The 20235-nt window shown below is 56.8% G+C and carries 23 protein-coding genes, 1 tRNA gene and 1 pseudogene; 4 read left to right on the top strand and 21 right to left on the bottom strand.

Translation table 11 applies throughout. The annotated features are described in order from the left end of the window. From ccmI to ccmA, 9 genes are read right to left on the bottom strand one after another with little or no spacing between them, the layout of a single operon-like run. The gene (gene ccmI / locus MID00_RS04230) at positions 1-876 is read right to left on the bottom strand and encodes a c-type cytochrome biogenesis protein CcmI (RefSeq protein WP_022983240.1); all 876 of its coding nucleotides are present in this window, start codon (positions 874-876) and stop codon (positions 1-3) included. Further along, positions 873-1346 carry a cytochrome c-type biogenesis protein gene (locus tag MID00_RS04235; RefSeq protein ID WP_009462259.1) on the bottom strand — a complete coding sequence of 158 codons (474 nt, stop codon included), beginning with the start codon at positions 1344-1346 and terminating at the stop codon, positions 873-875. Before MID00_RS04235 ends, ccmI begins: the two co-directional genes overlap by 4 nt. Beyond that, positions 1343-1873, bottom strand: a complete 531-nt coding sequence (locus MID00_RS04240; protein WP_009462261.1) for a DsbE family thiol:disulfide interchange protein — start codon at positions 1871-1873, stop codon at positions 1343-1345. The genes MID00_RS04235 and MID00_RS04240 overlap by 4 nt, the downstream gene beginning before the upstream one ends. Next, complete coding sequence (locus tag MID00_RS04245) at positions 1870-3837, bottom strand: heme lyase CcmF/NrfE family subunit (RefSeq protein ID WP_088451144.1); 1968 nt, start codon at positions 3835-3837, stop codon at positions 1870-1872. Before MID00_RS04245 ends, MID00_RS04240 begins: the two co-directional genes overlap by 4 nt. Next, positions 3834-4283 (bottom strand): cytochrome c maturation protein CcmE, encoded by a 450-nt coding sequence (ccmE, locus tag MID00_RS04250; RefSeq protein WP_022983242.1) that lies wholly within the window; start codon positions 4281-4283, stop codon positions 3834-3836. Before ccmE ends, MID00_RS04245 begins: the two co-directional genes overlap by 4 nt. Continuing rightward, positions 4276-4461, bottom strand: coding sequence for a heme exporter protein CcmD (ccmD, locus tag MID00_RS04255; protein ID WP_009462365.1), 186 nt, complete (start codon positions 4459-4461; stop codon positions 4276-4278). Before ccmD ends, ccmE begins: the two co-directional genes overlap by 8 nt. Beyond that, positions 4461-5192 carry a heme ABC transporter permease CcmC gene (gene ccmC, locus MID00_RS04260; RefSeq protein WP_009462363.1) on the bottom strand — a complete coding sequence of 244 codons (732 nt, stop codon included), beginning with the start codon at positions 5190-5192 and terminating at the stop codon, positions 4461-4463. The genes ccmD and ccmC overlap by 1 nt, the downstream gene beginning before the upstream one ends. A gap of 5 nt (positions 5193-5197) precedes the next feature. Then, complete coding sequence (gene ccmB / locus MID00_RS04265) at positions 5198-5866, bottom strand: heme exporter protein CcmB (protein WP_022983243.1); 669 nt, start codon at positions 5864-5866, stop codon at positions 5198-5200. Further along, entirely contained in the window at positions 5860-6480 is a 621-nt protein-coding gene (gene ccmA, locus MID00_RS04270; RefSeq protein ID WP_088451148.1) for a cytochrome c biogenesis heme-transporting ATPase CcmA, read from the bottom strand. Before ccmA ends, ccmB begins: the two co-directional genes overlap by 7 nt. Before the next feature lie 222 nt (positions 6481-6702). Between ccmA and MID00_RS04275 the strand changes: the two genes are divergently transcribed. Continuing rightward, on the top strand, positions 6703-7239 hold the full coding sequence (locus MID00_RS04275; protein ID WP_250756713.1) for an ureidoglycolate lyase: 537 nt from the start codon (positions 6703-6705) through the stop codon (positions 7237-7239). Positions 7240-7284: 45 nt separating this feature from the next. Here the strand turns inward: MID00_RS04275 and cynR are convergent, their stop codons facing one another. After that, positions 7285-8172: a transcriptional regulator CynR gene (cynR, locus tag MID00_RS04280; RefSeq protein WP_254499750.1), complete on the bottom strand. Its 888-nt coding sequence runs from the start codon at positions 8170-8172 to the stop codon at positions 7285-7287. Positions 8173-8280: 108 nt separating this feature from the next. On the opposite strand from cynR, the gene MID00_RS04285 reads away from it, so the two are divergent. Both MID00_RS04285 and MID00_RS04290 read left to right on the top strand, forming a co-directional pair. Beyond that, positions 8281-8931 carry a carbonic anhydrase gene (locus tag MID00_RS04285; RefSeq protein ID WP_022983244.1) on the top strand — a complete coding sequence of 217 codons (651 nt, stop codon included), beginning with the start codon at positions 8281-8283 and terminating at the stop codon, positions 8929-8931. Between the two features lie 258 nt (positions 8932-9189). Beyond that, entirely contained in the window at positions 9190-10989 is a 1800-nt protein-coding gene (locus MID00_RS04290; protein ID WP_254499751.1) for an autotransporter outer membrane beta-barrel domain-containing protein, read from the top strand. A gap of 85 nt (positions 10990-11074) precedes the next feature. On the opposite strand, the gene MID00_RS04295 is transcribed toward MID00_RS04290, so the two are convergent. Beyond that, positions 11075-11716, bottom strand: a complete 642-nt coding sequence (locus MID00_RS04295) for a DsbA family protein (RefSeq protein WP_254499752.1) — start codon at positions 11714-11716, stop codon at positions 11075-11077. 491 nt (positions 11717-12207) lie between these two features. On the opposite strand from MID00_RS04295, the gene MID00_RS04300 reads away from it, so the two are divergent. After that, the gene (locus tag MID00_RS04300) at positions 12208-13821 is read left to right on the top strand and encodes an ABC-F family ATP-binding cassette domain-containing protein (RefSeq protein WP_254499753.1); all 1614 of its coding nucleotides are present in this window, start codon (positions 12208-12210) and stop codon (positions 13819-13821) included. Between the two features lie 88 nt (positions 13822-13909). On the opposite strand, the gene MID00_RS04305 is transcribed toward MID00_RS04300, so the two are convergent. From MID00_RS04305 to MID00_RS04355, 10 genes and pseudogenes are all read right to left on the bottom strand, one after another. Continuing rightward, complete coding sequence (locus MID00_RS04305) at positions 13910-14260, bottom strand: DUF4111 domain-containing protein (RefSeq protein WP_254499754.1); 351 nt, start codon at positions 14258-14260, stop codon at positions 13910-13912. 9 nt (positions 14261-14269) lie between these two features. Continuing rightward, positions 14270-14686, bottom strand: a complete 417-nt coding sequence (locus MID00_RS04310; RefSeq protein WP_254499755.1) for a nucleotidyltransferase domain-containing protein — start codon at positions 14684-14686, stop codon at positions 14270-14272. Positions 14687-14847: 161 nt separating this feature from the next. Further along, complete coding sequence (locus MID00_RS04315) at positions 14848-15165, bottom strand: DNA-binding transcriptional regulator (RefSeq protein ID WP_009462341.1); 318 nt, start codon at positions 15163-15165, stop codon at positions 14848-14850. Further along, positions 15143-15552: pseudogene (locus MID00_RS20660) on the bottom strand (type II toxin-antitoxin system RelE/ParE family toxin). Before MID00_RS20660 ends, MID00_RS04315 begins: the two are co-directional and overlap by 23 nt. Positions 15553-15631: 79 nt before the next feature. Then, a complete protein-coding gene (gene ychF / locus MID00_RS04330; RefSeq protein ID WP_009461081.1) occupies positions 15632-16723 on the bottom strand; it encodes a redox-regulated ATPase YchF in 1092 nt (363 codons plus the stop codon). A 131-nt stretch (positions 16724-16854) separates the two neighbouring features. Beyond that, on the bottom strand, positions 16855-17676 hold the full coding sequence (locus tag MID00_RS04335; protein ID WP_009461082.1) for a CPBP family glutamic-type intramembrane protease: 822 nt from the start codon (positions 17674-17676) through the stop codon (positions 16855-16857). A 3-nt stretch (positions 17677-17679) separates the two neighbouring features. Then, positions 17680-18276, bottom strand: coding sequence for an aminoacyl-tRNA hydrolase (gene pth / locus MID00_RS04340; RefSeq protein ID WP_254499757.1), 597 nt, complete (start codon positions 18274-18276; stop codon positions 17680-17682). Between the two features lie 128 nt (positions 18277-18404). Beyond that, the gene (locus MID00_RS04345; protein WP_009461084.1) at positions 18405-19004 is read right to left on the bottom strand and encodes a 50S ribosomal protein L25/general stress protein Ctc; all 600 of its coding nucleotides are present in this window, start codon (positions 19002-19004) and stop codon (positions 18405-18407) included. Between the two features lie 96 nt (positions 19005-19100). Next, positions 19101-20051 carry a ribose-phosphate pyrophosphokinase gene (locus tag MID00_RS04350; RefSeq protein ID WP_009461085.1) on the bottom strand — a complete coding sequence of 317 codons (951 nt, stop codon included), beginning with the start codon at positions 20049-20051 and terminating at the stop codon, positions 19101-19103. A 104-nt stretch (positions 20052-20155) separates the two neighbouring features. After that, positions 20156-20232 (bottom strand) — tRNA-Gln (locus tag MID00_RS04355). Positions 20233-20235: the final 3 nt, after the last annotated feature.

Below are 20235 nucleotides of genomic sequence, written 5' to 3' on the forward strand. Positions count from 1 at the left end.
TCAAGGGGCCGTGGCAGGTTCCGCTGCAGGGGCGGCCGGCATACGCATACGTTCGCGCGCCAGTTGCAAGCCCTGGTTCACGACCTTGGCGGTTTCCGAATCGGGGGGAAACTGCGCCAGCAAACGCTGCCAGTAGTCGATCGCAGCCGGATACTCCTCTTTATGCAAAGCGGCAGCGCCGGCCAGCATCAAGCCCAATGGCTCTTCGGGATACAGCTCCAGCGATCGCTTGACCAAACGACCCGGCAAACCGTCCAAGGTATCGACACCGGCCAGCAGCATGGATTCCGCATACTCAGCCAATGCCGTCGGGTCTCCATCCACCACGGCCATGGCCTTGGCATACGCCTGTGTCGCTTCCTGATGGCGGCCGTAATAGCGATGTGAACGGGCCATCATCAACCAGGCGCCCGGATCGTCCGGGTTTTCTTTCAGACGCTGCTCCAGACGGGCCACCATGGCCTCAATATCCACGGGCTGTGCGTTGGCTTGCTGCTGCACGGCGGCAGGATCGAGCATGGCCGGATTGCCCAGATAAAAGTACAAGGCGATAGCCGCGACCGGAATGCTGACCATCAAGGTCCAGGCCAGCTTCGGTGCGCCTGCTTGCTGCACAGATTCCGTTTTCAGCCCTTCGTTTTCTTCCAGCACACGCTGGCGCAAATCCATCTGCGCCTGTTCAAAGTCCTGGGCAGACAAGACACCGGCCTGCTTGTCCCGTTCGATTTCCTTGAGCTGCTCACGCAAAATCGCCAGATTGGCCTGCTTGTGTTCAACCACACGCTGCACGGCGGGCTTGCGCTTGACGCTCAACATCAAATACACCGCGCACAGCAGCACCAGTAGCGCGGCCACAATATAAAAAACAATAGTCACGATTGTTCATCCCGAGAAGAGCCCTGCAAGAGAGCATCGGCTTGACGACGTTGTTCCTCGGTCAAGGCCGTGTCATCACCCGCGCGGCGTCGACGGCGCAGCGTAAAGGCATAGACCAGAAAGCCAGTCAGCAATAACAGAGCTGGCCCGAACCAGAGCAGCAAGGTGGTGGATTTAAAGGGCGGGCGATACAAAATGAAGTCGCCATAGCGATCCACCATATACGTGCGAATCTGATCGGGGCTGCGCCCCTGCCCCAACTGCTCCATGATCTGCTGACGCAAGTCCACCGCCAGCTCGGCACGCGATGCCGCAATGGATTCGTTCTGGCACACCAGACAACGCAGCTCGGCCGCAATTTCCAGCATCACCGATTCCTGGGCGCCCTGTTCCCCCGACTGGGCCTGCGCCGCCGGCACCAGAAACCACACACTGGCCATCAAGGCCACCATCCATTGACGCATCATCATGGCTGCTGCTCCAAACGACGGATCAAAGGCAACAAGGTTTCCTCCATGGATTCACGCGACACGGGGCCTATGTGCTTGAAGCGCACAATGCCCTGCTTGTCGATCACAAAGGTTTCCGGCACACCGTACACACCGAAATCAATGCCCACACGACCGTCCCTGTCCATGACAGAGACTTCATAAGAATTGCCATTGCGTAGCAGCCACTCGCGGCTTTCTTCAGGTACGTCCTTGTAGTTCAAGCCCACAATCGGCACCTTGTGCTTGGTGGACAGCTCTTTGATGAAAGCATGTTCGGTCAGGCACGGGTAGCACCACGAGGCCCACACGTTCAGCAACCAGACGCGTCCCTTCATTTGCTCACCCGAAAAACTGGCTTCGGGATTGTGCAATTGAGGCAGGCTGAACGCCGGAGCCGGTTTATCGACCAAGGGCGAAGGCACTTCGCTGGGCTTCAAGGTCAAACCAATGCCCAGAAATACCAGCAACAGTACAAAACCGATCAAGGGAACAGTAAAACGGTTCATGCCTGCACCTGCGTATTCATGGCTTTGTTTTGCACAGCGGCACGGGTTTGCTTGGCGCGATAACGTCGATCACTGATTGCCAGCGCACCGCCCAAGGCCATCAGCAAACAACCCAGCCAGATAAAGTCCACCAGAGGCTTGTAGTACAGACGAACACTCCAACCGCCCTGATCAAAGTTGTCGCCCAGCGCCACGTAAATATGACGCAAGCCATTGGCGTTGATGGCCGATTCCGTCATGGGCAAGGCCGAGGACAGATAGGTGCGCTTTTCCGGATACAAGGTGGACACCACCTTGCCATCCTGCAGCAGTTCTACCGTGCCGCGTTCGGCCGAATAGTTCGGGCCCGGCACAATACGCACGCCCTGGAAGCGCGCGTCATACGCGCCCACCTGCGCCGTCTGACCGGGTTGCAACAAGACATCGGTTTCTGTCTCGTAGTGGCTGACCATGGTCACCCCCAGGACAAAGACAGCGACCCCGATGTGGGCCAGGTGCTGACCCAGCCAACTGCGTGGTTGCGAGAACACGCCGGAACGCGTGGCGCGCACACGCTTGACCACATCAAACAAGCTGCCCAAAACAATCCACATGGCCAGACCCGCGCCCAAGGCGGCGGTGCCCTGCCACTGGCCGTACAACAAAGGAATGGCTGCACCCAGCACGATACTGAACACGATCACCAGGGCCAGTTGGCGCACCATATCCATCATGCTGGCACGCTTCCAATTCGCCATGACGCCAAACACGATCAGAACCAGAGCCGGGATCATCAAAGGCACAAACACCTTGTTGAAATAAGGTGGCCCCACGGAGATTTTACCCAGGCCCAGCGTATCCATAATCAGGGGATACAAGGTGCCCAACAGCACCGTGCCCGTCACCACTACCAGCAAAACGTTGTTGACCAGCAGCAAGGACTCACGCGACACCACGGCAAACTGCCCACCTGCTCCGACACGCGGTGCGCGCCAGGCAAACAGGATCAGGGAGCTGCCCACAATGACGGCGAACAGACTCAGAATGAACACACCTCGGGCCGGATCTGTAGCAAACGCGTGTACTGAGGTCAGCACGCCGGAGCGCACCAGGAAAGCGCCCAAAATGGACAGCGAGAAGGTGCTGATTGCCAGCAACACGGTCCAGTTCTTGAAGCTGCCACGTTTCTCCGTGACCGCCAGCGAGTGAATCAGGGCGGTACCCGCCAACCACGGCACAAAGGAGGAGTTCTCTACCGGGTCCCAGAACCACCAGCCGCCCCAACCCAGCTCGTAGTAGGCCCACCAGCTACCTACGGCAATACCCAAGGTCAGAAACAGCCAGGCCGAGGTTGTCCAGGGACGCGACCAACGCGCCCAACTGGCGTCCAGTCGGCCTGCCAGCAAAGCGGCAATCGCAAAAGCAAAGGCCACCGAAAAGCCCACATAGCCCATATACAGCAAGGGAGGGTGAACAATCAGGCCAATATCCTGCAAGAGCGTATTCAGATCCAGACCTTCGGCCGGAACCGGGAACATGCGCTCAAAGGGGTTGGAGCTAATCAACACAAACAGCAGAAAACCGGCGGTAATCAGACCCAAGACGCCCAGCACACGGGCCAGCATGGCTTCCGGCAAGGAACGCGAATAAATGCTGACAGCAAAGGCCCAACCCGTTTGCATGAACATCCACAGCAGCAGCGAGCCCTCATGCCCGCCCCACACAGCAGCAATGCGGTAGAACAAAGGCAGTTTGGTGCTGGAGTTCTGCGCCACATAGGCGACAGAGAAATCAAAGCTCACAAAGGACCAGGCCAGACACAGCAAACTGAAGGCCACCAAACCGAATTGCCAGCGGGCTGCGGGACGTGCAAAAGCCATCCAGGCCAAATTGCCACGCCAGGCACCATACAAGGACACAATGCCTTGGGCCAGCGCCAGTACAAAAGTCAGAATCAGGGCAAAGTGTCCAAGCTCCGGGATCATGGCTGGGCTCCTTGTTTCGCGCGCTCGGCCTGCTCCATGGCATGCATGGCCTCGGGCGGCATGTAGTTTTCATCGTGCTTGGCCAGCACTTCTTCCGCCACAAAATGGCCCTGCTCGTTCAAGCGACCTTGGGCCACCACGCCTTTCCCCTCTTGAAACAGGTCCGGCAAAATTCCCGTATAGCTGACAGGCACCTGGGCCGCGCCGTCTGTCACCACAAAGTTCACGGCCATGCCTTGGGCGCCACCACGGCGGATGCTGTCCATCTGCACAATGCCACCCACCCGGAAGGTCCGGTTTTCAGGGCTTTGCCCCTGGCTGACTTCAGTAGGGGTAAAAAAGAACACCAGGCTGCTTTGGAAGGCATTGAGGATCAGGGCGGTTGCCGCCCCCAGCACGATCAATGCGCCCAGAATCAGGACCAGACGATTTTGTCGCTTAGTCATGGCGCTGGCCCCCCAGGGCGCGCTCGTCACGTACCCGCTGCCAGGCCCGTGCCCGCCCTGCCCGGACGCTGAGCACTTCACCCAGCATCAACACGGTACAGGCCAGCACCGAGCCCCACACATACACGGCATAGCCGCCCATAGCGAAAAAATCGCCCACACTCGACCAATGCATCATCAGCCCTCCGTCAAGTTGCGAACCCAGGCGGTATGCGCCTCACGTTCAAGAATCAAATTGCGCACCCGGTACAGTGCGATGGCAATGCTGTAGCACCACATGGCCAGACTCATCAGCAACATGCCCGTCAGCATGACGGTGGCCATGGATGGCGAGCTGGTCAGCGATACCGAAGCCCCCTGATGCAAGGTGTTCCACCACTGCACCGAGAAATAGATAACGGGCACATTCACCACCCCGACCAGGGCCAGGATGGAAGCGGCTTTGTCAGCGCGACGTGGGTCGTCAATGGCACCACGCAAGCCCATGAAACCCATGTACAAAAACAGCAGCAGCAATTCGGAAGTCAGACGGGCATCCCAGACCCACCAGGCGCCCCACATAGGCTTGCCCCACAGGGCTCCGGTTACCAGGGACAAGACCGTACAGATCGCCCCGGTCGGGGCCAGCGCGGCTGCCATCATGGCGGCGGTGCGACTGTTGAAAACCAGGCAGATCAAGGACCAGAAGCCCATGGCCAGATAGATCAGCATGGACATCCAGGACACGGGCACATGCAGAAAAATGATGCGATAGCCTTCGCCTTGCTGGAAGTCGGTAGGGGCCAAAAAGAAGCCTACATAAGCGCCGACCAGAAACAGCAGAAAGGCCAGGATGGCAGCCCACGGGATAATGCGTCCGGCCAGAACATAGAAGTTTTGAGGAGCGGCGTAGCGATACAGAAAGTTCATGGAATTTACTCAAGAGCAAGGCGCAACGCCGCTGCCGTGGCAGGTGGCGCAAAGAACAAAGCCAACAGTAAAAAAGCGGCCAGAACGGACAGATGCGCTTGCGCACCCAATCCTGCCTGAACCGCTTGCACCGCCCCCGCCCCGAAAACCAGCACGGGCACGTAAAAGGGCAAAATCAATAAAGCCAGCAAAACCCCTGCCGAGCGCAGGCCCAACACCAGAGCCGCGCCAATCGCCCCCAACAAGGTCAGAACGGGCAGGCCCAGCGCCAGGGACAGCATCAGCACGCCCAGGCTGGACGTAGGCAGGCTGAATTGCAGCCCCAGAATCGGAGCCAGCAAAAGCAAGGGCAGGCCTGTCAAAAAGGTATGCGCCAGCACCTTGCCCAAAACCCAAAGGCTAAGCGGCAGGTGAGAAAACAGAACCTGCTCCAGTGCACCATCCTGCTCGTCCTGTTCAAACAGGCGGCTTAGCGACAGCATGGTCGCCAGCAAGGCCGACACCCACAGCACGCCAGGCGCCATCTTGGACAGCAAGGCCGCATCCGCCCCCACACCCAAGGGAAACAGGCTGCACACCACCAAAAAGAAAACCAGTGGAATCAGGACATCGCCGGGGCGACGCATCGCCAGGCGCCACTCGCGCTTCATCAAGGCTAAAAAGAGACTCAACATGCCTGCCCCAGATCCAGATGCTGCACCTTCAAATCCCAGGGCAAGGTCTGGTGGCTAGTTAGAATGACAGCGCCCTGCTTATGCAGATGCTGCGCAATCAACTCGCCCAGAAACTTCTGACCGGCGCTGTCCAGCGCAGTCAGCTGCTCGTCCAGAATCCACAAGGGGCGATTGCTCAGAGACAGGCGCACCAGAAACACGCGGCGACGTTGTCCGGCTGACAGTTGCCGTACAGGCACACGACGGTAAGCCAGCAAACCGCCAGCCAACAACGCTTGGTCGCAAGCGTCCCGCTCTAGGGGAACGCGATCCTGCATAAGCAGGCTGTCCAGATTTTCTTGCACCGACAAGCTGCCATTCAGCCCCGGCGCATGCCCGCCATACACCAGCTGCCGTCGGTAATCGCTATCGTTGCTTTGCACGGGACGGTCGTGCCAGATCAGTTGGCCTTCGTCGGCCTGGGCGATATTGGCCAGGATACGCAACAAGCTGGTTTTGCCGCTGCCATTGGGCCCACTGACCAAACAACATTGGCCAGCTTCAAGCCTTAGGCTCAGCTCGGAGAACACACGACGCTGGCCCCGTCTACAGGTCAGCGAAACAGCTTGAAGCACAGCAACCCCTTGTCAAGAAAGCAAACAGAGCGAAGCCGCCCCTGAAAAAAGGCGGCTTGCTTAGCTCGCTAAGTAAAGACGAGCCCTCTTCAAGACAGGGGATGTTTTACTTAGTTCCACAATACCCACGAGAAACTCAAGCTTATTGATCTAGGCCAATCCGGGTTCAAGGCTGCATTCTTGATAAGATGCTGCCTTAGTACTTTCTTTGAGCAATAAACCATGAGCACCCCAATCACCCTGACTCCCCAGCCCCTCAGCCCCGAGGCTTTTGCTCCTTATGGCTGGATGTTGGGTAAAGGTCTGGCCACGGCGCCAGCGACGGCCGCCTTCAGCAATGCCGCCACTGACTTCTGGCACGAACATGCGTTTGACACAGGTCCAAGCGGTCAGACCGAAGTGCTATGGGTGAATTACCGCATTCAAGACCCCAACATCACGACCCTGGAAAACCACCTGCTGACGCAACAGGCACTGATCCCGCTGACTGGCGAAGTGATCCATATCGTGGCTGACAGCAAGCCCGAAGGGGGTCCGGATTTGTCGACCCTGAAAGCCTTTCGCATTCCTCAAGGGCAAGGCGTCTGCATGCGCCCCGGTTGCTGGCACAGCAGCCGTGTAGCCGGAGGTGAAGTCGCCTGTCTGATGCTGACGCGTATCTCTACCACGGTAGATCTGGTCGCCCATTTGAACGAGGGCGAACCCGCCACGGAAAGCGAGTTGCGCCCTCTGGAACAAAGCGTGGTGGTGGCGCTATAAGGTGCCCGCAGCAGAGCGCGACCATCGCTCTGCCCGACACCCGCATCAAAACGTCGATGCCGCGCCGTATTTCAGCGCCAGCTCAATAAAGGCGCGCATTGCAGCAGATTGATAGGCACCCTTGCGCTGCATCAAAATGGCCCGCCGTTGCGGCGGGGCCGGGTCCAGACTCACAGCCACCAAATACTCGCTATTGCCGGCAATCGCGGCAGGCAACAAGGTCGCCAGACCCGTGCGCCGAACCACCTCGATCACGGCATTGAGCGAGTTCGACTCCATCGAAACCTTCAAATCCAGATCATGCTGACGGCAATGGCGTTCGATCTGCCCACGCGTGGCGAACTCGGGCGTCAACAAAACCAAAGACTCACGCATCAGCGTGTCCCTATCGATGCTGCGGCGCTCGGCCAAGGCGTGCGTGCGGCTCATCACCAACGCCAGCGTCTCCACCAGTAAAGGCTGAAACTCCACGGCAGCCGAAGTCGGCTTTTCAAAAGCGATACCAATATCCAGCTCGTCTTCGACCAATTGCGTTTCCACACGCTCCTGCAGCATTTCCTGCACCACCAGGCGCACATTGGGATAACGGCGGTAAAAGGCCTCTACCAGAGGGCCAATCAAGTAAGACGTAAAGGTAGGCGCCACCGCCACTCGCAAGGAGCCTCGACTCAAATCGCTGACGTCATGCAAGGCCCGCCGCCCTTCTTCCAGATCCTGCAAGGCTTGCCGGGCATAGCGCAAGTAGACCTCGCCCGCATCCGTCAAACGCACAAGACGTCCGGTGCGATCAAACAGTTGTGCGCCCAGATGTTCTTCCAGCTGGCGTACCTGCTGAGACAAGGCCGGTTGAGACACGTGCAAGGCGCGTGCGGCGCGGGTAAAGCTTTGATACTGGGCAACCGCCAGAAAATAATTAAGATGGCGCAAAAGCATAAGGGACCCTTCTATAAGCAAACCCAATGCAAAGCATCAGAAATCGGTATTTTACCTTATGACCCTGAAGGGTTAATCTTCTATCCAAGCCGAACTACAAGGACAAGGATGAAAGACATTATCGACGGTTTCCTGAAATTCCAACGGGAAGCCTATCCCAAGCGCGCCAAGCTCTTCAAAAATCTGGCCACACAACAAAACCCCCGCGCTTTGTTTATCTCTTGCTCCGATAGCCGTCTGGTCCCCGAGCTGGTAACACAACGTGAACCCGGCGATCTGTTCGTGATTCGTAACGCTGGCAACATCGTTCCCTCCTATGGTCCGGAACCCGGTGGTGTGACCGCCTCCGTGGAATACGCCGTGTCCGCCCTGCGTGTATCCGACGTCGTGATTTGTGGACACTCGGATTGTGGTGCCATGACCGCCATTGCCTCCTGTCAGTGCCTGGACCATATGCCCGCTGTAGAACACTGGCTACGCTACGCCGACTCGGCCCGTCTGGTGAATGAAGCCCGCACCCACGCCAACGAGCAAGAACGAATTTCCTCCATGGTGCGTGAAAACGTGGTAGCCCAACTGGCCAATATTCAGACTCACCCTTCCGTGCGGCTGGCCATGTCCGAAGGCCGTTTGACCCTGCACGGCTGGGTCTACGACATTGAATCGGGCACGATCGACGCCTATGACGGTGGCAGCATGAAATTTGTGTCCCTGGCTGACAACCCGGATGTATGTGCTGCTCCCTTGGTACGCCGATAAGTTCCTAGCGGACAAAATAAAAAACGCCATGCAAATGCATGGCGTTTTTTTTGCTACCTGCCTACGTTTATCCCCCTCAAAAACCTGTGCCTGTCTGTGTCAGGAATAAACGCCTCCCCACTATGATGGTCCTGATCCGATGATCTTTTCATCCCTCTGTTCCATCCGGGTCGCGCGTTCATCTTGAACATCACGATATAACAAGCAAAGCGCTGTTCAGAACATGCCGCTCGGAGACTCTTTTTTAATGGCTGAACAATGAAAAAAACATGTCTTGCCCTGGCCTTGATGGCCTTGCATGCCGGGACACAGGCACAAGGCTTCTCCAACACCTACTTTATCGGCGACAGCCTGACTGACAGTGGGCAGTTCGGCTCGCGCTTTACCACCAATCCAGGCCAGGTCTGGTCCCAGGTACTGGCTCAGAAACTGGGAACCGACGCGGCCCCTAGCAGCCAAGGTGGTAACAACTATGCCGTCGGCGGAGCCCGCGTGGCTATCGATGAGCTGCTGGATCCCAGCAAGCCTCCCAGCCCCACTAATCCCCCTTTGCCCGCCATGACCACGCAGACCGCTCAACTGCTGGCCATGCACAATGGACGCCTGGACGGACAGGCCCTGTACACCGTCTGGGGTGGCGCAAATGACTTGTTTGCCGCCGTAAAAGATCCGTTCAATATGTCCCAAATCGTGGCTGATTCCGTCGGCAATCAAGCCGCCTTGATCAACACGCTATCGCAAGCGGGCGCTCGCTACATTCTGGTCCCCAACATTCCTGATCTGGGCATGACTCCAGAGTTCGCCGGCTCCCCTATCAGCGCGGGTATCGCCACCTTGCTCAGTGACAGCTACAACCAGGCGTTTACCCAGCAGCTCAGTTCCAGTGCTGCCAATATCATCCCCTTGAACGTCTCGGCGCTATTGCACGAAGTGGCTGCCGACCCGCAGGCCTACGGCTTCAGCAACGTCAATACAGCAGCTTGCGGCAGTGTGTCCTCTCGCCTGTGTACGCCTGCCGATCTGGTGGCTCCTGGTGCGGACCAAAACTATCTGTTTGCTGATGGTGTCCACCCCACGTCAGGCGGCCATGCTGTTATTGCCGACTATGCCCACGCTGTCGTCAGCGCCCCCAGTCAGGTCGCCATGCTGGCCTCCGCAGCCAATACCGCCGGGCAGATGCAAATGCAGCACATTGACCGTCGTCTTCAAACCGTCAGTTCGTCACAAGACAGGGATCTGGCAGTCTGGTTCCAGGGCGAGGCCATCACGCGTAATGGCAGCAGTGCGAACTCACGTCTGGATGGCGCGCAGGCAGCCTGGAAGCTGGGTTTGGATAAGCGTCTGGCTGATTGGACGATAGGTGCCTACCTGTCTTACGACAATCTGGATAGCGATACGGACGAAAAAGGCACTTATAGCCAGAAGCGTCAGTCCGCTGGTCTGTACGGCCGCTGGCAGACCGAGAATCTATGGGTGAACGCCCAGCTTTTCTACAGCGATCTGGACAATAAAACCCGCCGTCATATCCGTCTGGGTGCCACCACACGCGAACACCAGGCCAAAGCAGGCGGCAGCCAATACGGCGGCAAGATCAGCACGGGTTACGACTGGCAGGCCGGTGCCGTCACCCATGGCCCGCTGTTAAGCCTGAGCATGCAGAAATCCAAGATCAAGGCTCTGTCGGAAGATGGCCGAGGTTTGTCTACCTCCATGGGTTTTGATGCTCAGGACCAGACCTCGGTACAAAGCAGCCTCGGTTACCAGATCAATGTTGCTGTCAGCAATCAGTGGTCCGTTCATGCCTCCGCACAGTGGCTGCATGAATTCAAGAAACCGGCAGAGCTGCTGGGCGCGCGCTTGCAGGACGGCGTCTACAACCACCGCCACTTTTATCTGCCTACGGATCAGGAGCGCGTGCGTGACACAGGCCTGTTGGAATTGGGTGCGACGGGTCAGCTCAGCAATAACTGGACGCTGGGAGCCGGTGTCAGCACCCAAGTGGGTAAAGGCACCAGCGCTCAAACAGCCTTGTATCTGAATACGGCTTACCGCTTCTAAGTTGGCAAGTCTTCAAAACTATTGCGGCATCCTGGCCTGGCCAGGATGCCGCAATTTCAATCTGCTTTATGTACCGAACTGCTAGTCAGCCCAATAAGGAATCCAGGGTCTGATTCAGCGTTTCCAAAGTGGTACCAACCGCCGGTAGCTTTGTCACTTTTCGACCATCCACAAACAGCAAGGTCGGATAGGATTGCGCGCCTAAAGCCCGAGCCAGGGCAAAATCAGCCAAGGCTTGTTCCCGGCCTGAACCGTCAGTCAAATGGCGTCGCACAGCATCTACGTCCAGGCCATTGACAGCAGCAATCCCCTGGCAGACCTCCGGATCAGACAAGCTGCGTCCGTTCAAGTAGAAAGCCTGCTGCAACTCGTGCACCCAATGAATGGCCTGCTCCGGATCTTGCGCTCGCAGCACCGCCAAGGCCGTGGCCGCATCCAGTGAATCCATGACAGTCGAGCCCTCCTCTGCCAAGGCTTTATAAGCAGCCCCAAACGTCGCCCCCGTCATTTGCGCGGTGCGCTCGTTGGATTCGGAAATATAAGGGTAGCGGGACATGGGAGCAGCCCGGTCACCCACGAACAAGCCACCCGAGACAGCGGTAAAAGGAATGCGATGCTTGTTAGCCGCCTCGAACTCGACCATGCGTTCGGCAAAACCCCAGCACCAACCGCAATACACATCCTGCACATACACAATCGAACGAGCGGGTAAATTGAATGTGTTCATGACATTCCCTAAAAATGGTGTAGCTTCCCGGAATGGGAGAGAAACGGCACTCCTGATCCTGGCCCCCAGACATGAAATGACGCAGAGGATAAAAAGACGAGGACTCCACTTTATTGAATAAACGTCAGGAAATAAACTTCATTTCCTGACGGGTGGCAGCCTCTCGCGGCTCGATATTTCAAGCGGCCTGCAGCAGCACAGGCCTCACCGCGCTGAAGCTTGTAAAACAAGATCCCAAAACTGTGAGACAAGCCCAGGCTTCTGAGCCCAAAGCCGCTCCTGTGTTGGAATCACACGACCTTCATGGCTCCCTTGAAAGCCCGACCGGCTTTACCTTCCCGGCAAAATGCTTTTATAGTGTGGCTTCGATTCATTTCCCGTGAGGTATTCGTCCAATGCGCCACTAATGCCGCCGTCTCTTTGACGGCCAGTCTCCACCCACCCCCACTAAGACTCAGGGGGAGTTCCTGGCATTAATGGAAGCATTACGCATGACGAATCCTTATCTGACGCTGGAAAGCGTGTCCTATACCTTGCCGCAAGGCAAGACCCTGTTTTCCCAACTGAACGAAACCTTCGACTCGCGGCGCACTGGCCTTGTCGGACGCAACGGTGCAGGCAAAACCATTCTGGCTCAAATCCTGGCCGGAGAAATTCAGCCTAGCAGCGGCCGTTGCCTGCGCTCGGGAAAAGTGCATTATCTGGCGCAGCAAGTGGCTTCTGTCAGCGGCTTGCGCGTCGCTGATCTTGCGGGCGTAGGCCCAGCGCTGGACGCCCTTGCCCGGATTGAATCCGGCAGTAGCGCCGTAGAAGACTTCAATCTGATCGAAGACCGTTGGGATATTCGACAGCAATTGCAGGAAGCGCTGGAGCGCAATGGCCTGGGTCATCTGACTGCCGAGACGCCTGCCGAAACATTAAGCGGCGGCCAGGCCATGCGGGTGTCGCTGATCAATGCCTTGCTGTCTCAGGCCGATTTCCTGATTCTGGATGAACCCAGCAACCACCTGGATCGCGACAACCGGCTTGCGCTGATTGAGCAGCTACGACACTGGCCCCATGGCCTGCTGGTCATCAGCCATGATCGCCAACTACTGGACACGATGGAGCGCATTGTGGAGCTGTCTTCCCTGGGGCTACGTAGCTATGGCGGCAATTACAGCCACTACGCCGAGCAGAAAGCCTTGGAGCAGCAAAGCGCCATGGACCAGCTTGAGCACCGCAAGCTGGAGCGTCAGCGCGCAGAAAGCACCATGCAAGAGCAGCGTCAACGTCAGGAGCGTAGACAGGCACGCGGGAATCAACAGGGCAAGCAGGCCAATCAGGCCAAAATCCTGCTGGACAGGCAAAAAGGTCGCAGTGAAGCCACCACCGGCAAGCTGCGCCAGCAACACGTGACGGCTCAAAAGCAGTTGGCACAACGCGTACAGGAGGCTGCCGAGTTGATCGAGCAGGACAGCGCTATCAATCTGCACGCCCTGCCCTTGATGCCGCTGACCCGCCAGCGCGTTGTGGAACTGGATGAGGTGAAGCTCCCCTATGTCCCGGCCAACCAAGCCCTGGTCACACTGCTGTTAAGCGGCCAGCAACGAGTAGGAGTCATAGGTCCGAACGGCTGCGGCAAATCCACGCTGCTCAAGGTCATTGCAGGCCAATTGGAGCCCCTTGCTGGCCACTGCAAAGTAGTGCCACAACATGTTTACCTGGATCAGGGCTTGGCCGATCTGGACCCGCAGCAAACCGTGCTGGAACAAATACAGGCAGTCAACCGCAAAAGCAGCGAGGGCGATTTACGCATGCGTCTCGCACAGCTGGGACTGGACGCCCAAAAAGTCACCGGCCCCAGCGCTGCCCTGAGCGGTGGCGAACGCCTGAAAGCCGCCCTGGCCTGCGTGCTGTACGCAGATCCTCCACCACAACTGCTGCTTCTGGATGAACCCAGCAACCATTTGGATCTGCCTTCAACCTTGGCCCTGGAAACCATGTTGAGCAGCTACCAGGGCACGCTGATGGTGGTCTCGCACGACGATGCCTTCATGAACAATCTTGGGCTGACGGAACGGCTGGAATTCAGTGAAGAACGCTGGAGATTGCTACCTTGGTAGCGGCGCAAAACATAAGTGGCGCTCCCCCGCTATCTGAACGACAACCACTTATAGCGGTGGGACCGAGGGCCAAATTCAGGGCGCACTCTTACAAAACCTGCTTAATGTTCCCAAGTAGTGCCTGCGCCAAACGCTCTGCTTCCTTGCCCCTTGTGTCCCAGCGATCAACCACCGCACCCACATAGGCCAGACGCGCATACTCCAAAGTCTTGGCTAGCTCCGCAGGTAGTTTAGGGATAGCCCACTCAGCAGCCTGCTCCTTAGTCACAAAATCCCCATGAACACCTGTTCGCCACATGCGCGCCAAGGTCAGCAGAACATTGCGCTCGTCTCCACGCAGCCCTTCATACAAGGGATCTACACCCTCCCGCATTGCTTGGCGTATATGCTCGATCGGCGTGGCAGGCATATCGGCCAGCACATCCCTACCCCACAACAACTGCGCCTGCTAGCGGGCCTGGGCCAAGAGCAAGGTGTATTCCGGGTCAGCAGCGGCGTCGGACAAGTAGCCCTCCTTGAAGGCATCCCGCAGCCATTCACCGTAAATGAACTCCACCTGGGCCGGATGAACATTGCGTTGAATATCTGCCAGACGACACACCACCAGCTCGATACAACGCGGACCACCAGGCGTGGCCGGATGAGGGGCTGAAACAGACAATAAAGCCGCAATCAGATCCTGACGCTGTTCATCTGACAGGGGGGCATCAACGACCGCCAATATATCCAGATCGCTTTGTGGCCGGAGCCCTCCGGCCACAGCGGAACCGTGCAAATACAAAGCTTGCAGATCAAGGCTCAGGATTTGTTGCACAAGCGCCAAGGCAGATTGCAACTGGTTGTTTGGATTTTCTGAGGCCAACATTCGACAAGATCTCTTCATAAGCAGTATTAGCGACATAGAACAAGCATTGGGACTAGCAGGCTGCTCCCCCAATGCAGCCCTGCCAGCTCCGAGGACCCAAACGCTTAACGCGTCGCTGGACAGAAGATCGAATACCGATTGGTCAAACAACGGAGAGAGAATCAAGCAATTGCTTGAATGCCCTTCTTCTCAACCACCGTCAACAAACGCAATGCTGGGCCGCCCGGTTTTTTTACACCACGCTCCCAGTCGGAAACCAGGTTTTTACTGACATTCAAATAGAGTGCAAACACAGGCTGCGAAAGATGCTCACGTTCACGCAAAGCGCGAATGCGCTCAGGTGTCATAGGCAAGACTGGTGTTAAACAAGACTCATCAAACTCACGCATGGTTTGTTTGTCAATAGCGCCAACTTCCTGCAAGGCCTGCATCGTTTCATGGATTGCTGCGTAAGCTTCACTTCGATATTTTTTTGTCATTATCATGTACCTCCGTAAATTGCCCCTTGCTGATCAACTGGGCCAAATAGGCTTCTGACAAACCCAATACATAAGCGGCAGCCTTCTTGAACGCCGCTTCTTCATCCGCATCAATATTGGCGCGATCACTTTTAGCAAAGCCATATACAAAGAAAGCCAGCTCGTTTGTACGGTAGAAAGTCCGAAATCCGCCCGCCTTGCCTTGACCACTACGGGTCACACGCTGCTTGACCAGGCCCCGCCTAGATCTGCATCGACAAGTCCACGCTCTGCTCGTGTTATTGCATCCAAAAGCGCCAGATCCGCAATGCCCTGTTTGCCGGCGAACCGCTCGAACCATGCATTTTTGAAAACTCTCACCGCGGCCTCAAGCGTGATTAATAACACTAAGTGTTATAGATATTAGCAAAAAAAAGCAGGTACCTGATCCCAGGCACCTGCCACATCTACAACACTTGCAAGAAGCTTAGACGTTAAACAAGAAGTTCAGCACGTCACCATCTTTCACAACGTATTCCTTGCCTTCAGCGCGCATCTTGCCGGCTTCCTTGGCACCTTGTTCGCCCTTGCAGGCTACGAAGTCGTCAAAGGCGATGGTCTGTGCACGGATGAAGCCGCGCTCAAAGTCGGTGTGGATCACGCCTGCAGCTTGGGGGGCGGTATCGCCCACGCGGATGGTCCAGGCGCGGACTTCTTTAACACCTGCAGTGAAGTAAGTTTGCAGGCCCAGCAGGCTGTAGGCGGCGCGGATAACGCGGTTCAGGCCTGGCTCTTCCATGCCCAGATCGGACAAGAACTCAATCTTGTCAGCGTCGTCCAGTTCAGCGATTTCAGCTTCTACGGCAGCACATACAGCCACAACAGGAGCGCCATCAGCGGCAGCATAGTTCTGCACGGCTTCCAGGTGTGGGTTGTTGGTGAAACCGTCTTCTTTCACGTTGGCCACGTACATGGTGGGCTTGGCGGTGATGAAGCCGTAGGATTTGATCTGGTGCAGTTCGTCTTCGTCCAGCTTCAGCGAACGCACGGACTTGCCTTCTCCCAGTGCTTTCTCGATACGCTCCAGCAGGGCTACCAGCTTGGCAGCGTCTTTATCACCCGAGCGAGCCAGTTTCTGGTTACGGTGCACGGCTTTCTCAACCACGCCCAAGTCGGCCAGCGCCAGCTCGGTGTTGATGATTTCGATGTCAGCCAAGGGGTCAACCTTACCGGCAACGTGAATGACGTTGTCATCGGCAAAGCAGCGCACCACGTGCACGGTGGCGTCGGTTTCGCGGATGTTGGCCAGGAACTGGTTACCCAGGCCTTCGCCCTTGGAAGCACCGGCGACCAGACCAGCGATGTCTACAAATTCCACCACGGCAGGCAAAATGCGCTCGGGGTTCACGATCTTGGCCAGATCTTGCAAACGCTGGTCAGGAACTTCGACCACACCGACGTTCGGTTCGATGGTGCAGAAGGGGTAGTTTTCAGCCGCAATGCCGGCTTTGGTCAGAGCGTTGAACAGAGTGGATTTACCAACGTTGGGCAAGCCAACGATGCCGCATTGCAGTGCCATGAGTATCCTGAAAATCAAAGAGTTATATAAACGATGCGCTATTGTAGCGCCCTTGGGCGCTACAGAGCCTGCAGACAGATCAGAACAGTCGTGCCGGGGACACAGGATAGCGCCTTGAGACGCGGGCTTGTCTAGACTGGAATGCCGTCAAACAGCTTGAGCAGGCCAATAATCAGCAAGACCGGGCCACCATTGAAGATGGCATGCAGCACGATCGATGCACCAATGCCTCGACGCACTCGCAGCCAGGCCAATACCAACCCTGTCAAACATTGGGGCAGCACCAGCATGGGCAGCAAATACCAGCTCATACTGTTGAGTTGGAAGTTATACAAATGCAGCGCTCCAAAAGCCAGCGTTGCACCATAAAACACCCAGGGAAAGAAACGCCAATAGCGTCGCATGGATGAAAAGCGCCATGCCCTTCCCTGCAAGGCGCCCACCAGTTTGCGCCACCAGCTGCTGCCTGCGGGCAAGGCTTGGCGTGGCATGCCGGTATAACGGCTGATCCAGATTGCCAGACAAAAGACCAGCAAGCCTTGTATCAACCACCAGCCTGGTCCCTGAAACATCAGGAACACTGCCAGCGGAACAACCGTCAGCCATTGTGACGGCCGTCTCAGCACGAAACGAAAGACCAGCTCTTCCACAATGGGTGCCCAGATAATAGCTTGCACCCAGGGAATACGCGTCGGGTCCAGACGATGCTGCGCACCACCCACACCCGCTACCGAGACTGCGATCGGCCCCAGCACCAGCGCATTGATCAGCCAAAGCATGCCCGCCCATTGCAGCAGACGCTTCCAGGGCAAGGGAGCAAACCAGTCCAGATACCAGCCATCACCCTGGACTCTGCCAGGCAAACGCCGGGCGCTGCGAGGGTGACGCAGAAAATAGAAGAAATCTTTAAGCTCGTCCCGGAAACGCATCTGGCTGCTTGGCGCTGGCTTCATGTATCAAGCCTTCTGGGGCGCGTAAAGCTGGCGGATCGCCTGCTCAAAGTCGCCACGCAGCAAAGCAGGCATCATGACGCGGCAACGGTTCATACCGTCCTCGATCTCGCGCAGCTCTTCATTGCGAGGGGTATGCAGTACAAAGTTCACCACTTGCTGGGCCAGGCCCAAGGTGCGAGGGTGACCAATGCCCAGGCGCAAGCGCCAGAAATCCGGTGTCCCAAAGGCGGACTGGATGTCGCGCAGGCCGTTATGCCCGGCGTGCCCACCGCCTTTTTTCATCTTCACCTGACCGGGCAGCAAATCCAGTTCGTCATGCAGGACCAGCACCTGTTCGGGCTTGAGCTTGTAGAAACGCATCAAGGCACCGGCGGCTTGCCCGGACTTGTTCATGAAGGTAATGGGTTTGGCGATGATGACGTTTTCACCTTCAAAACGCGCTTTGGCCACCCAGGAGAAAAAGGATTTTTCCAGGTTGAACGTTGCATGCAGATCATCAGCCAACTGGTCTGCCAACCAAAAGCCCGCATTGTGACGGGTGGTTTCGTACTCAGGGCCAGGATTACCCAGGCCAACAATCAAACGGATAGGCTCAGACATGAATGTTTTCGCAGAAAGCGCCTGCTCCGGCAAAGGCGCAGGCACAAATAACAAACCCCCGCCAGCATACGCTGACAGGGGTTGATTCGCCAAGCTGCAAGCCGACCGAAGCCGGCTGGCAATCTTGATTACTCGGCGCTTTCTTCTGTTGCTTCCGAAGCAGCAGCACCACCGCCAACTGGCAAGGCAGCAGCCAGCAGAGGGTTGGCTTCGTTACCAGCGTAAGTAACACCACGTGGCAGCTTGATGCTGTCCAGGTGCACGTTGGCGTTGGCAGTCATGCCGCTCAGGTCCACAGTGATGGACGCTGGCAGGTTAGCTGGCAAGCAGGTGATTTCCAGCTCAGTCAGGATGTGGCTGATAACTTGGCTGCTCAGCTTGACGGCTGGGGACACATCGCCACCTTCAAAGTTCAGAGGAACTTTGGTGGTGATGGCTTGCGAAGCCAGAACGCGCTGGAAATCAACGTGCAGAACTTGCTGCTTGTAGGGGTGCCACTGAACCGAGCGCAACAGCACTTTTTCAGCTTTACCGTCCAGTTCCATCGTCAGGATGGAAGCGTGGAAGGCTTCTTTGCGCAGGTTGTGGTAGGTCTCGTTGTGATCCAGAGCGATCACGACGGGTTGTTCGTCGCCACCGTAAACGATAGCTGGAACCTGGCCAGCGCGACGCAGGCGGCGGCTCGCACCCGTACCCTGTACATCACGCGAAGTAGCGGTGAATTTCATGTAGAACTCCAATTGCAGAACGCTGAATACGTACTGCGGAAAGTGGTAGCGAACTACCAAGTTGACGTGCGCCGCGACCAGCGCACGCTAAAAAACTTAATCAGTGAACAAGGAGCTGACGGACTCGGCGTTGGAGATACGCAAGATGGTCTCGCCCAACAGTGCTGCACAGGACAGCTGGCGAATCTTGCTGCATTCACGTGCCTTGGCGGACAAAGGAATGGTGTCCGTTACAACCAGCTCGTTCAATTGGGACTGCGTAATACGTTCGATAGCTTCGCCCGAGAGCACAGGGTGCGTACAGTAGGCGTAAACCGCCTTGGCACCGCGCTCTTTCAGAGCTTCAGCCGCTTTGCACAGCGTACCGGCCGTATCCACCATATCGTCCATCAGGATGCAGGTGCGTCCGTTGACATCACCAATGATGTTCATGACTTCGGAGACGTTGGCACGTGGGCGACGCTTGTCGATAATGGCCAGGTCCACTTCCAGTTGCTTGGCCAGTGCACGTGCGCGCACCACACCACCGATGTCAGGCGAGACAACCACCATATCCTGGTAGTTACAGCGCCAGATATCGCCCAGCAAAATGGGGGAAGCGTAGATATTGTCGACAGGGATATCGAAGAAACCCTGGATTTGGTCAGCGTGCAGATCCATCATCATGACGCGATCGACACCGACCACTTGCAACATATTGGCCACGACTTTGGCAGAGATCGACACACGCGCCGAACGGGGGCGTCGATCCTGGCGGGCGTAACCAAAGTAAGGGATGGCGGCGGTGATGCGACCGGCCGAAGCACGGCGCAAGGCATCGACCATCACCATGATTTCCATCAGATTGTCGTTGGTGGGAGCACAGGTGGGCTGCAGAACGAAAACATCGCGACCGCGCACGTTCTCGTTGATTTCAACCATGGCTTCCCCATCAGAGAAGCGACCCACCGTCATTTTCCCCAGCGACATATCAAGGTGGTTGACGACATCGACAGCAAGGCGAGGATTAGCCGTGCCGGTGAAGATCATGAATCGGTCTTGTGCCATGATGGGAGATAGATTTTGATGCAGGAAAAGCAAAGCTGTTGATCGAAACCCCTACAAGGAAACGACTCAACAGCTTTACATTATCGCAGGCTAGGCCTGAAAGGTGGCTGGGGAAGAAGGATTCGAACCTTCGCATGCTGGAATCAAAATCCAGTGCCTTAACCAGCTTGGCGATTCCCCAAAT

Source organism: Alcaligenes sp. NLF5-7 (assembly GCF_024266725.1).
GTDB classification, from domain to species: Bacteria; Pseudomonadota; Gammaproteobacteria; order Burkholderiales; family Burkholderiaceae_B; genus Alcaligenes; species Alcaligenes phenolicus.

Excerpts from the sequence above, each read along its gene's own strand:
- pth (WP_254499757.1), bottom strand. The coding sequence starts at position 18,276 with ATGTCTGAGCCTATCCGTTTGATTGTTGGCCTGGGTAATCCTGGCCCT.
- MID00_RS04275 (WP_250756713.1), top strand. The coding sequence starts at position 6,703 with ATGAGCACCCCAATCACCCTGACTCCCCAGCCCCTCAGCCCCGAGGCT.
- MID00_RS04245 (WP_088451144.1), bottom strand. The coding sequence starts at position 3,837 with ATGATCCCGGAGCTTGGACACTTTGCCCTGATTCTGACTTTTGTACTG.
- MID00_RS04295 (WP_254499752.1), bottom strand. The coding sequence starts at position 11,716 with ATGAACACATTCAATTTACCCGCTCGTTCGATTGTGTATGTGCAGGAT.
- MID00_RS04300 (WP_254499753.1), top strand. The coding sequence starts at position 12,208 with ATGACGAATCCTTATCTGACGCTGGAAAGCGTGTCCTATACCTTGCCG.
- MID00_RS04290 (WP_254499751.1), top strand. The coding sequence starts at position 9,190 with ATGAAAAAAACATGTCTTGCCCTGGCCTTGATGGCCTTGCATGCCGGG.
- MID00_RS04335 (WP_009461082.1), bottom strand. The coding sequence starts at position 17,676 with ATGAAGCCAGCGCCAAGCAGCCAGATGCGTTTCCGGGACGAGCTTAAA.
- MID00_RS04285 (WP_022983244.1), top strand. The coding sequence starts at position 8,281 with ATGAAAGACATTATCGACGGTTTCCTGAAATTCCAACGGGAAGCCTAT.
- MID00_RS04345 (WP_009461084.1), bottom strand. The coding sequence starts at position 19,004 with ATGAAATTCACCGCTACTTCGCGTGATGTACAGGGTACGGGTGCGAGC.
- MID00_RS04240 (WP_009462261.1), bottom strand. The coding sequence starts at position 1,873 with ATGAACCGTTTTACTGTTCCCTTGATCGGTTTTGTACTGTTGCTGGTA.
- MID00_RS04235 (WP_009462259.1), bottom strand. The coding sequence starts at position 1,346 with ATGATGATGCGTCAATGGATGGTGGCCTTGATGGCCAGTGTGTGGTTT.
- MID00_RS04310 (WP_254499755.1), bottom strand. The coding sequence starts at position 14,686 with ATGTTGGCCTCAGAAAATCCAAACAACCAGTTGCAATCTGCCTTGGCG.
- ccmC (WP_009462363.1), bottom strand. The coding sequence starts at position 5,192 with ATGAACTTTCTGTATCGCTACGCCGCTCCTCAAAACTTCTATGTTCTG.
- cynR (WP_254499750.1), bottom strand. The coding sequence starts at position 8,172 with ATGCTTTTGCGCCATCTTAATTATTTTCTGGCGGTTGCCCAGTATCAA.
- ccmD (WP_009462365.1), bottom strand. The coding sequence starts at position 4,461 with ATGATGCATTGGTCGAGTGTGGGCGATTTTTTCGCTATGGGCGGCTAT.
- ychF (WP_009461081.1), bottom strand. The coding sequence starts at position 16,723 with ATGGCACTGCAATGCGGCATCGTTGGCTTGCCCAACGTTGGTAAATCC.
- MID00_RS04315 (WP_009462341.1), bottom strand. The coding sequence starts at position 15,165 with ATGACAAAAAAATATCGAAGTGAAGCTTACGCAGCAATCCATGAAACG.
- ccmB (WP_022983243.1), bottom strand. The coding sequence starts at position 5,866 with ATGTTGAGTCTCTTTTTAGCCTTGATGAAGCGCGAGTGGCGCCTGGCG.
- ccmE (WP_022983242.1), bottom strand. The coding sequence starts at position 4,283 with ATGACTAAGCGACAAAATCGTCTGGTCCTGATTCTGGGCGCATTGATC.
- MID00_RS04350 (WP_009461085.1), bottom strand. The coding sequence starts at position 20,051 with ATGGCACAAGACCGATTCATGATCTTCACCGGCACGGCTAATCCTCGC.